The organism is Pseudomonas sp. GW821-FHT09C08 (assembly GCF_059418125.1).
In genome coordinates, this window is record NZ_JBWKPG010000021.1 from 18,631 (window position 1) to 29,778 (window position 11,148).

The window sequence follows — 11,148 nt, forward strand, 5'->3', positions numbered from 1 at the left end:
TTATCTCTGTGGCGGACCTGTCGTTAAACTCAAGGCTTCCTTCGGAGATCAAGCTCATGGATACGTACCTGAGTCCCAGCCGCTTCATCGATAGTGACCACCCTGCGGTGGTGGAGTTCGCCGAAAAACATCGCGGTCCCAGCGCGGATTTAAGTGACCAGGCGGTCAGTCTTTATTACGCCGTACGTGAGGCGATTCGCTACAACCCCTACACCTTCAGTCGCGACCCAGACACCCTGAGCGCCAGCTATGCCCTGGCTGCCGGCGAAAGCTACTGCGTGCCCAAGGCCACCTTGCTCGCCGCCTGTGCCCGCCACTGCGGGGTCCCGGCACGCATCGGCCTGGCCGACGTGCGCAATCACCTGTCGACGCCACGCCTGATCGCGTTGCTCAAAAGCGACGTGTTCGCCATGCACGGCTATACCGAACTGTACCTGCGCGGTCGCTGGGTCAAGGCGACGCCGGCGTTCAACAGCCAGTTGTGCGAGTTGTTCGATGTGCCGCCGCTGGAGTTCGATGGCCTCCACGACAGTGTTTTCCATGCGTTCAATCGCCAGGGCCAGCGCTCGATGGAGTACGTGGTCGACCACGGGCAATTTCCCGACGTGCCCGAGGCATTTTTCTTCGCCCATATACAGCAGTGTTACCCGCACTTGTTTGCCGAGGACATGCCGACGTTGCTGGGCGATATGCAGAGTGATTTGAGCCGCGCGTGAACCGGCGTATGCTGCTGCGTTCATCTAGCCATGTTCATCAACAATAAGGCGCGGTCATGCTGAAAATCTGGGGTCGTAAAAATTCATCAAACGTCAGGAAGGCACTCTGGTGCGCCGAGGAACTCGGCCTGGACTATGAGGCAATTGATGCGGGCGGGGCTTTTGGTGTGGTCGACACGCCGCAATACCGGGCGTTGAACCCCAACGGCCGGGTGCCGATGATCGAAGACGGTGACTTCGTGTTGTGGGAATCCAACACCATCGTGCGTTATCTGTGTGCCAAGCAGGCATCCAGCTTGTATCCCACTGACCTGAAGGCGCGGGCCAACGCCGAAAAGTGGATGGACTGGACCACGTCGACCTTCGCCGACCCGTTCAGGACCGTGTTCTGGGGCGTGCTGCGCACCCCCGCGGACAAACAGAACTGGGACACCATCCACGCCGGGCGCAAGACCTGTATCGATGTGCTCAAGACCGTCGACCAGGCGCTCGCAGTGCAGCCGTATCTGTCGGGCAATGAAATCGGCATCGGCGATATTCCCCTGGGCAGCTTCATCTACGCCTGGTTTGAAATGCCCATCGAACGGCCTTCGATGCCCCACCTGGAGGCCTGGTACCAGCGCCTGCAGCAGCGTCCGGCCTACCGCAAGGCGGTCATGACTGCGTTGACTTAATACCCACTATTAATACGGGTGACTGTACTTGTGCGGCGCGGGCAAGCACCATGCTTGTCATGCGCCGCCGTTGAACTACGTGGGCTGCGCCCTCATCTATTGTTTCTATTCCCTTCTTTGGTGCGTAATCCGATATGAGTTCCGCTCTGTCCATCCGGCAGCTAACCAAAACCTACGGCAACGGTTTCCAGGCCCTGAGTGGTATCGATCTGGACGTTGCCGAGGGTGATTTCTTCGCCTTGCTCGGCCCCAACGGTGCCGGCAAATCCACCACCATCGGTATCCTCTCGACCCTGGTCAACAAGACCAGCGGCACGGTGAATATCTTCGGGCATGACCTGGACAAATCCCCGGCGGCGCTCAAGCGTTCGATCGGCGTGGTGCCCCAGGAATTCAACTTCAACCAGTTTGAAAAGACCTTCGACATCGTCGTGACCCAGGCGGGTTACTACGGCATTCCGGCGAAAGTCGCCAAGGAACGCGCCGAGCAGTACCTGACCCAGTTGGGCCTGTGGGACAAGCGCGACGTGCCTTCGCGCTCGCTGTCCGGCGGCATGAAGCGGCGCCTGATGATCGCCCGCGCGCTGGTCCATGAACCGCGCCTGCTGATCCTCGACGAGCCCACCGCTGGCGTGGACATCGAGCTGCGCCGTTCGATGTGGACCTTCCTCACCGAGCTGAACCAGAAGGGCATCACCATCATCCTCACCACCCACTACCTGGAAGAGGCTGAGCAGCTGTGCCGCAACATCGGCATCATCGACCACGGCACCATCGTCGAGAACACCAGCATGCGTAACCTGCTGGGCCAGTTGCATGTGGAGACTTTCCTGCTCGACCTGAAGAACAACCTGTCGGTCTCGCCGCAACTGCTCGGCTACCCGAGCCGCCTGGTGGACAGCCATACCCTGGAAGTCCAGGTGGACAAGGCCATGGGCATCACCGCGCTGTTCACCCAGTTGGCGGCCCAGAACATTGAAGTACTGAGCCTGCGCAATAAAACCAATCGCCTCGAGGAGTTGTTCGTGTCCCTGGTGGAGAAAAATCTGGCGAAGGTGGCGGTATGAGTTCCGAACTGCAACCCAACATCGTCGCGCTGCAAACCATCGTCTACCGCGAAGTGAAGCGCTTTACCCGGATCTGGCCGCAGACCCTGCTGCCGCCGGCGATCACCATGGTCCTGTACTTCGTGATCTTCGGTAACCTGATCGGCCGGCAGATTGGCGACATGGGTGGCTTCACCTACATGGAGTACATCGTGCCGGGCCTGATCATGATGTCGGTGATCACCAACTCCTACGGCAACGTGGTCTCCAGCTTCTTCGGCAGCAAGTTCCAGCGCTCCATCGAGGAATTGATGGTTTCGCCGGTCTCGCCGCACACCATCCTGATCGGCTACACCCTGGGCGGCGTGCTGCGTGGCCTGATGGTCGGGGTGATTGTGACGCTGCTGTCGCTGTTCTTCACCCACCTGCAGGTGCATCACCTCGGGGTCACCTTGCTGGTGGTGGTGCTGACTGCGACGATCTTCTCGCTGCTTGGCTTCATCAACGCGGTGTTTGCGCGCAACTTCGATGACATCTCGATCATCCCGACTTTCGTGCTGACACCGCTGACGTACCTGGGCGGGGTGTTCTACTCCATCACCTTGCTGCCGCCGTTCTGGCAGACCGTGTCGCTGGCCAACCCGGTGCTGCACATGGTCAACGCCTTCCGCTACGGCATCCTGGGCGTGTCGGACATCAAGATCAGCGTGGCGATCACCTTCATGCTCGTGGCAACCGTGGTGCTGTATATCGGTTGTGCGCGGTTGCTGGTGAGCGGGCGTGGGATGCGTACGTAACCTCGACGCGGTCAAAAATGTGGGAGCGGGCTTGCTCGCGAATGCAGTCTGTCAGTCGATACATCTCTGACTGATCCACCGCATTCGCGAGCAAGCCCGCTCCCACATTGGGTTTTGCAGTGTGCCTTCAGGGTTTGAGTGCCAACTCGATCAGGCCGTGCAGTTCTTGCACAGACAGCGGCGCGGATGAGAAGAGAATCCGAAACACCGTCGGCGCCGCCAGCAGATTGATCAAGTGGTCCACGCTCGGTGGCGATTGATCCGGATAGCGGTCGACAATCGCCTGCAACTGCCCACTCAGGATACTCACGCAGTAACCCGGCGTGATCATGCATTGCAGGTCGCGCATCATGTTGCGACCGGGCTCTGAACTCATTTCATCCAGGTACTGCTCGGCCCAGGCTTGCAGGTCGCCACGCAGGCTGCCCGTGTCGGCGGGCGCGCTGTCGGGGCGCATGCGGGCCAGGGCCACGTCCGCGAGCAGCACCGACAGGTCGCCCCAGCGCCGGTAGATGGTCGAGGGCGTGACGCCCGCGCGCGCAGCAATCATCGGTACGGTGACGCTGGAGCGCTCATGGGCTTCAAGCAATTCACGCACTGCCGAATGGACCGATTCTTGTACCCGGGCACTGCGGCCCCCCGGGCGGAGGCCTTCTTTTATCGCCATGCTTGTGACCTTAACACAAAGAATTTGCTTTAAGCGCTGGCGAGTAGCACACTCCGCAAAAGCAAAATATTAGCTTTAGCGGAGCGTGCCCATGTCCAGCCCTATTTCCCATCGTTCCAGCCTGGTGTTCCTCGCGATCACCTTGCTGACGTTTCTCGCGGCCTCCAGTGCGCCGACGCCGTTGTACCACCTGTATCAGGAGGGCCTGCATTTTTCGGCGGGCATGCTCACGCTGATCTTCGGGGTCTACGCCTTGAGCCTCCTGGCGGCGCTGTTGACCGTCGGCTCGCTGTCAGATTACCTGGGGCGCAAGCCGGTGATTTTTGCCGCGCTGATCCTGGATATGCTGGCAATGTTGCTGTTTATCAATGAAGACAGCGTCGCCTGGCTGATTGCCGCGCGGACCTTGCAGGGTTTCGCCACGGGCATGGCCACCGCAGTGTTGGGCGCCGCCTTGTTGGATACCGATCGCCAGCAAGGCCCGCTGGTCAACAGTGTGGCGCCTTTGCTGGGCATGGCCTGCGGCGCGATGGGCAGCAGTCTGTTGGTGGAGTTCGCGCCATTGCCGACCCAACTGATTTACTGGACGTTGCTGGCATTGATGCTGTTGCAGGCCCTGTATGTGTGGCGCTTGCCGGAAAGCGTCAGTCGCATCCCCGGCGCGCTGGCGTCGCTGCGCCCCACCTTGCATGTACCGCCCCAGGCGCGCCGCGCTTTGTGGCTGTCGTTGCCGGTGGATGTAGCAGTGTGGGCGATGGGCGGCTTCTATCTCTCCCTGGCGCCTTCGCTGGTGCGCGCCGCTACCGGCTCGACTTCCAACCTGATCGGTGGCGGCCTGGTCGCCGTGCTGACCCTGAGCGGCGCGCTGATGATCTTCACCCTGCGCAATCGCCCGGCCGACAAGGTGCTGCGCCTCGGGGCCGGCTTGCTCGCCATCGGTGTGACGCTGATCCTCACCGCCGTGCACAGCGCCAGCCTGCCGCTGTTCTTCATCGCCACGCTGATCGCCGGCAGCGGCTTTGGCGCGGGCTTTCTCGGCGCCTTGCGCAGCGTGGTACCGCTGGCCTTGCCCCATGAGCGTGCGGGCCTGATGTCGACATTCTATGTGTTGAGTTACCTGGCGTTCTGCTTGCCCTCGCTGCTGGCGGGCAACCTGATCCGCAGTTTTGGCCTGATCGCCACCACCGATGGCTACGGCGCGATCCTCATTCTGCTGGCGCTGGGCGCGTTGTTAGGGCTGCTGCTGCAGGACTCGGCGCGAGCCAGGGCGACGGCGGGCGAGTGAGTCCTGCTTTTATATCGGTAAAGTAGATAACAGTTAGAGATATTACCCGTTATATAGATATTCGATCAGGTTCTATCATGGTCTCAACCTCATGCGAGGAAGAGGATTGCCATCATGACCTGCTCGACAACCATCAGTTACAAACCCTTCAGTCACCTGACCCGTCCCCGGGAAGTGATTCGCCAGTTCACCCCCAACTGGTTTGCCGCGACCATGGGCACCGGCGTGCTCGCGCTGGCCCTGGCACAGCTGCCGGTCAACCTGCCTGGCCTGCATGCCATCGCCGAAGGGCTGTGGCTGGTGACCATCGGCCTGTTTGTGCTGTTCAGCCTGTTGTACGCGGCGCGCTGGGTGATGTTTTTCCACGAGGCGCGGCGTATTTTCGGGCACTCCACCGTCTCGATGTTCTTCGGCACCATTCCCATGGGCCTGGCCACGATTCTCAACGGGCTGCTGCTGTTCGGCCTGCCACGCTGGGGCAACGAGGTGATCGCGCTGGCTGAAGCGGTGTGGTGGCTGGATGTGGCGATGGCCCTGGCCTGCGGTGTGCTGATCCCGTTCATGATGTTCACCCGCCAGGAACACAGCATCGACCAGATGACAGCCGTGTGGTTGTTGCCGGTGGTGGCCGCCGAAGTCGCCGCCGCCAGCGGTGGCCTGCTCGCGCCGCACCTGGCCGACGCCCATTCGCAACTGGTGATGCTGGTGACCAGCTATGTGTTGTGGGCGTTCTCCCTGCCGGTCGCATTCAGCATCCTGACCATCCTGATGTTGCGCATGGCCTTGCACAAATTGCCCCACGCCAACATGGCTGCCTCGAGCTGGCTGGCCCTGGGCCCTATCGGCACCGGCGCCCTTGGCATGTTGCTGCTGGGGGGCGATGCGCCGGCTATCTTTGCCGCCAACGGCTTGCCGGGTGTGGGCGAGATGGCCAACGGCCTGGGCCTGGTGGCCGGCATTACCCTGTGGGGCTTCGGCCTGTGGTGGATGCTGATTGCGGTACTGATCACCCTGCGTTACCTGCGCGCCGGCATTCCGTTCAACCTTGGGTGGTGGGGGTTTACCTTTCCGCTGGGGGTGTATGCCTTGGCCACGCTGAAGTTGGCGAGCCTGTTGAACCTGGGATTCTTCAGTGTGTTTGGTTGCGTGCTGGTGGTGGCATTGGCGCTGATGTGGCTGATCGTTGCTACGCGCACCGTGCAGGGCGCCTATAAAGGCGAGCTTTTTGTATCGCCGTGCATTGCAGGACTAGCGAATAAGTAAGCGGAGTTAGGTAAAGTCGTGGCCTGAATCTATAACAGGCCACGCAGGAACACGGACGATGAGCCACCCCTCGCAATTCACCTTGCTGCGCACACGGCGCTTCCTGCCGTTCTTCATCACCCAGTTGCTGGGCGCGTTCAACGACAACATCTTCAAGCAATCGCTGATCCTGGCCATTCTGTACAAGCTCACCATCGACGGCGATCGGGCCATCTGGGTCAACCTGTGTGCGCTGTTGTTCATCCTGCCGTTTTTCCTGTTCTCGGCGCTGGCCGGGCAGTTTGGCGAAAAATTCAACAAGGATGCGTTGATCCGCGCGATCAAGATCGGCGAGATCGTGATCATGGCCGTCGGCGCCACGGGCTTCCTGTTCAATCACCTGGAACTGATGCTGCTGGCGCTGTTTGCCATGGGCACGCACTCGGCGCTGTTCGGGCCGGTGAAGTACTCGATCATGCCCCAGGCGCTGCATGACGATGAGCTGGTGGGCGGCAACGGCCTGGTGGAAATGGGCACGTTCCTGGCGATTCTGGCCGGTACCATTGGTGCCGGGATCATGATGTCGTCCACTCATTACGCGCCGGTGGTGTCGGTGGCGATTGTCGGTGTGGCGGTACTCGGTTACCTCGCCAGCCGCAGCATCCCGCGCGCGGCGGCTTCGACCCCGCAGTTGCGGTTGAACTGGAACATCTTCAGCGAATCCTGGGCAACTTTGCGCCTCGGCCTGGGCCAGACCCCGGCGGTGTCGCGCTCGATCGTGGGCAACTCGTGGTTCTGGTTCGTCGGTGCGATTTACCTGACGCAGATTCCGGCCTACGCCAAGGAGTGGCTGTACGGCGACGAAACCGTGGTCACGCTGATCTTGACCGTATTCTCGGTGGGCATCGCCCTCGGTTCGATGCTCTGTGAAAAACTCTCGGGCCGTAAGGTGGAAATTGGCCTGGTACCGTTCGGCTCGTTTGGCCTGACGGTGTTCGGCCTGTTGCTGTGGTGGCACTCCGGCGGCTTCCCACAGAATGTGCAGGCCAATGACTGGCTGGCGGTGTTGAGCTATGGGCGGGCCTGGTGGGTGTTGTTCGATATCCTCGGTCTGGGTGTGTTCGGCGGCTTTTACATCGTGCCGCTGTACGCGCTGATCCAGTCGCGTACCGCCGAGAATGAGCGGGCGCGGGTGATCGCCGCCAACAACATTCTCAACGCGCTGTTCATGGTGGTCTCGGCGATCGTGTCGATCCTGCTGTTGAGCGTGGCCAAGCTGTCGATCCCCGAATTGTTCCTGGTGGTGTCGCTGCTCAACATCGCGGTCAACACCTACATCTTCAGGATCGTTCCCGAGTTCACCATGCGGTTCATGATCTGGCTGCTCAGCCATTCCATGTACCGCGTGGAGCATCGCAACCTTGATCTGATTCCGGACGAGGGCGCGGCGTTGCTGGTGTGCAACCACGTCTCGTTTGTCGATGCACTGTTGATCGGCGGCGCGGTACGTCGGCCGATTCGCTTTGTCATGTACTACAAGATCTACCGCTTGCCGGTGCTGAACTTTATCTTTCGCACGGCCGGGGCGATTCCGATTGCCGGGCGCAACGAAGATATCCAGATCTACGAAAAGGCCTTCACGCGGATTGCGCAGTACCTGCAGGACGGGGAGTTGGTGTGCATTTTCCCGGAAGGCAAATTGACCAGCGACGGTGAGATGAATGAGTTCCGTGGTGGCGTGACGCGCATTCTGGAAGAGACGCCAGTGCCGGTGATTCCGATGGCGCTGCAGGGGTTGTGGGGGAGTTTCTTCAGCCGCGATCCGAACAAGGGCTGGTTCCATCGCATCTGGTCGCGGGTGGTGTTGGTGGCGGGTGAGCCGGTATCGGTCGAGTCGGCGACGCCGGCGCAGTTGCAGGAGAAGGTCACGCAACTGCGCGGCACGGTCCTGTAGGAACACGGCTTGCCGGCGATGGCGCCCGTTCAGGCGCTATCGCCGCAAGCGGGCTCCTGCAAGGGGTCACGTGCTGATCTTGAGACCAATCAGTCCACAGATGATCAGCGCCACGCTGGCCAGGCGGAACAGCGCCATGGATTCCCCGAACAGGATAATCCCGGCGATCACCGTGCCCACCGCACCCACGCCCGTCCAGATGGCGTAGGCGGTGCCCAATGGCAGTTCCTTCATGGTCAGGCCCAGCAGGCCGAGGCTGATGGCCATGGCGGCAATGGTCAGGGCGGTCGGCAGTGGCTTGCTGAAACCGTCGGTGTACTTCAAGCCGACGGCCCAGCCGACTTCAAACAAACCGGCAAAAAACAGAATGATCCAGGACATGATGACCTCGCTTTTATAGGCGGGGTCGTCCCCGGAGTATGCGCCTCGATAGCGTCGCGGGGTCGTCCCCGCGAAGCTCGGTAGAGTGCCGAAAATTGATCAGGCGATCAAGTTTGCGGCGTGTTCTCCAGCGCGCGGCGGTCTTCCTTCTCGCTCATGCGGCGGAAATACGTCGAGAGCAACGCCCCGGAAATATTGTGCCAGACGCTGAACAGCGCGCTCGGTACCGCCGCCAACGGCGAAAAGTGTGCGCTCGCCAATGCAGCGCCCAGCCCGGAATTCTGCATGCCGACTTCCAGCGCCAACGACTTGCGTTGCGCCAATGGCAGTTTGAACAGGCGACCGGTGAAGTAGCCCAGCAGGTAACCGAAGCTGTTGTGCAGCATCACCACTGCCATGATCAGCAGGCCCGACTCGGCGATCTTCGCCTGGCTGGCCGCCACCACTGCCGCGACGATGATCACGATGCTCACCACCGACACCAGCGGCAGCACCTCCACGGCGTGGCGCACCCGCTCGCCGAGCAGGCGTTGCGCGACCACACCGAGCACGATCGGCAGCAGCACCACTTGCAGGATCGACCAGAACAACTCCATGAACGACACCGGCAGCCAGGCCGACGCCAACAGCCAGATCAGCGCGGGGGTGAGCAGCGGGGCGAGGAGGGTGGTGACGGCGGCGATGGCCACCGACAGCGCCAGGTCGCCACGAGCTAGCCAGGTCATCACGTTGGACGAAGTGCCGCTCGGGCAGCAGCCGACCAGGATCACGCCGACGGCAATTTCCGGTGGCAGGTGGAAAGCCTGGCACAGCAGCCAGGCCACGCCCGGCATGATTACAAAGTGCGCGACCACGCCCAGTGCCACGCGCCACGGGTGGCGTGCGACTTCGGCGAAGTCTTCGAGTTTGAGGGTCAGCCCCATGCCGAACATCACCAGGCCCAGCAGCGGGACGATGGCGCTTTTCAGGCCAATGAACCAGCTGGGTTCGAGGAAGGCCACGACGGCGAAAATCAACACCCAGTAGGCGAAGGTGTTGCCGACGAAGCGGCTCAAGGCAGCGAGTGCGCGCATGGGGATGTCCTTGTTATTAGAAGTCGGAAGTACAAATGCGATCAGACGTGGGAGCGGGCTTTCTCGCGAAGGCGGTGTGCCAGTCAATCCATCTGCTGACTGATCCACCGCCTTCGCGAGCAAGCCCGCTCCCACATTTTGATCTTCACATGGCTTTAGATGCCTTGTGGAGTCTCTTCGCCGCCGAGTGCTTCCACCAGCGCCGGCAGGAAGTCGCCAAACGTCAGCATCATCAGGGTAAAGCTTGCATCCAGTTGGCCCAGGGCTTCTTCACCGCCGTCCTGTTCCGCCTGGTCTTGCAGCAGGTCTTCGAACTTCAGGCGCTTGACGGTCATCTTGTCGTCGAGCATGAAGGACAGCTTGTCCTGCCAGGCCAGCGACAGTTGGGTCACGACTTTGCCGGTGGTGAGGTGCAGCTGGATTTCCTCGCCGGTCAGGTCCTGGCGCTTGCAGCGCACGATGCCGCCGTCCTCGTGGGTGTCGCGCAGTTCGCATTCGTCGAGGACGAAGAAATCATCGGCCGGCTTCTGGGTAGTGACCCAGTCGGTCATGATCGCGGTCGGTGCGGTCTTCACGGTGAGTGGACGTACCGGCAGGGTGCCGATGACTTCACGCAGGGTCGAGAGCAGGTCTTCGGCACGTTTCGGGCTGGCCGAGTTGACCAGGATCAGGCCCTGTTTCGGCGCGATGGCGGCGAAGGTCGACGAGCGACGGATAAAGGCGCGGGGCAGGAAGGCCTGGATGATTTCATCCTTGATCTGGTCGCGTTCCTTTTTATAGACCTTGCGCATTTGCTCGGCCTCGATCTCTTCGACTTTCTCTTTCAGCGCGTCACGCACCACGCTGCCCGGCAGGATGCGTTCTTCCTTGCGCGCGGCAATCAGCAGGAAGTCACCGCTGACGTGAACCAGAGGAGCGTCTTCGCCTTTACCGAAAGGCGCGACGAAACCGTAAGTGGTCAACTCCTGGCTTGCACAAGGGCGCGCCAGCTTGGTGGCCATTGCCGCTTCCAACGCCTCGGCATCAACAGGCAGATCTTGGGTCAGGCGATAGATAAGCAGGTTCTTGAACCACATGGGGTGAGTCTCTCCTTTATACAAAGGGGGGCATTATTCTCTTGATATCGCCTGAGGCCAACCCTGCCTAAGCCATTGGAAGGCCTCAAAAAAAAGATTTAAGAAAGTGCTTGCCAGACCCAGGGTCGCTCCGTAGAATGCGCGCCACACCGAAACGAAGGGTGATTAGCTCAGCTGGGAGAGCATCTGCCTTACAAGCAGAGGGTCGGCGGTTCGATCCCGTCATCACCCACCATT

At 60.9% G+C, this 11,148-nt stretch carries 11 protein-coding genes and 1 tRNA gene; 8 read left to right on the plus strand and 4 right to left on the minus strand.

The window, feature by feature from the left end:
• Window positions 1-56: 56 nt before the first annotated feature.
• The 4 genes from AC07OJ_RS30775 to AC07OJ_RS30790 all read left to right on the plus strand — a co-directional run bounded on the left by AC07OJ_RS30775 (window position 57) and on the right by AC07OJ_RS30790 (window position 3,233).
• Window positions 57-716: a transglutaminase-like domain-containing protein gene (locus AC07OJ_RS30775; RefSeq protein ID WP_495095795.1), complete on the plus strand. Its 660-nt coding sequence runs from the start codon at window positions 57-59 to the stop codon at window positions 714-716.
• Window positions 717-772: 56 nt separating this feature from the next.
• A complete protein-coding gene (locus tag AC07OJ_RS30780) occupies window positions 773-1,390 on the plus strand; it encodes a glutathione S-transferase family protein (protein ID WP_106804664.1) in 618 nt (205 codons plus the stop codon).
• A 134-nt stretch (window positions 1,391-1,524) separates the two neighbouring features.
• Window positions 1,525-2,457, plus strand: coding sequence for an ABC transporter ATP-binding protein (locus AC07OJ_RS30785; RefSeq protein WP_065901421.1), 933 nt, complete (start codon window positions 1,525-1,527; stop codon window positions 2,455-2,457).
• Window positions 2,454-3,233 (plus strand): ABC transporter permease, encoded by a 780-nt coding sequence (locus AC07OJ_RS30790; protein ID WP_065901419.1) that lies wholly within the window; start codon window positions 2,454-2,456, stop codon window positions 3,231-3,233. The genes AC07OJ_RS30785 and AC07OJ_RS30790 overlap by 4 nt, the downstream gene beginning before the upstream one ends.
• A 127-nt stretch (window positions 3,234-3,360) precedes the next feature.
• Here AC07OJ_RS30790 and AC07OJ_RS30795 read toward each other — a convergent pair whose 3' ends face one another.
• The gene (locus AC07OJ_RS30795; protein WP_120448018.1) at window positions 3,361-3,900 is read right to left on the minus strand and encodes a TetR/AcrR family transcriptional regulator; all 540 of its coding nucleotides are present in this window, start codon (window positions 3,898-3,900) and stop codon (window positions 3,361-3,363) included.
• 91 nt (window positions 3,901-3,991) lie between these two features.
• Between AC07OJ_RS30795 and AC07OJ_RS30800 the strand changes: the two genes are divergently transcribed.
• From AC07OJ_RS30800 to AC07OJ_RS30810, 3 genes are all read left to right on the plus strand, one after another.
• A complete protein-coding gene (locus AC07OJ_RS30800; protein WP_495095796.1) occupies window positions 3,992-5,185 on the plus strand; it encodes an MFS transporter in 1,194 nt (397 codons plus the stop codon).
• Between the two features lie 114 nt (window positions 5,186-5,299).
• The gene (locus AC07OJ_RS30805) at window positions 5,300-6,448 is read left to right on the plus strand and encodes a TDT family transporter (RefSeq protein ID WP_495095797.1); all 1,149 of its coding nucleotides are present in this window, start codon (window positions 5,300-5,302) and stop codon (window positions 6,446-6,448) included.
• 58 nt (window positions 6,449-6,506) lie between these two features.
• Window positions 6,507-8,381 (plus strand): MFS transporter, encoded by a 1,875-nt coding sequence (locus tag AC07OJ_RS30810; protein WP_495095798.1) that lies wholly within the window; start codon window positions 6,507-6,509, stop codon window positions 8,379-8,381.
• 66 nt (window positions 8,382-8,447) lie between these two features.
• On the opposite strand, the gene sugE is transcribed toward AC07OJ_RS30810, so the two are convergent.
• The 3 genes from sugE to rdgC form a co-directional block, all read right to left on the minus strand.
• A complete protein-coding gene (gene sugE, locus AC07OJ_RS30815; protein ID WP_495095799.1) occupies window positions 8,448-8,762 on the minus strand; it encodes a quaternary ammonium compound efflux SMR transporter SugE in 315 nt (104 codons plus the stop codon).
• 107 nt (window positions 8,763-8,869) lie between these two features.
• The gene (locus AC07OJ_RS30820) at window positions 8,870-9,835 is read right to left on the minus strand and encodes a bile acid:sodium symporter family protein (protein WP_065901396.1); all 966 of its coding nucleotides are present in this window, start codon (window positions 9,833-9,835) and stop codon (window positions 8,870-8,872) included.
• A gap of 155 nt (window positions 9,836-9,990) precedes the next feature.
• Window positions 9,991-10,911, minus strand: a complete 921-nt coding sequence (gene rdgC / locus AC07OJ_RS30825; RefSeq protein ID WP_065901389.1) for a recombination-associated protein RdgC — start codon at window positions 10,909-10,911, stop codon at window positions 9,991-9,993.
• A gap of 159 nt (window positions 10,912-11,070) precedes the next feature.
• Here rdgC and AC07OJ_RS30830 point away from each other — a divergent pair.
• Window positions 11,071-11,146 (plus strand) — tRNA-Val (locus tag AC07OJ_RS30830).
• The last annotated feature ends 2 nt before the right edge of the window (window positions 11,147-11,148 follow it).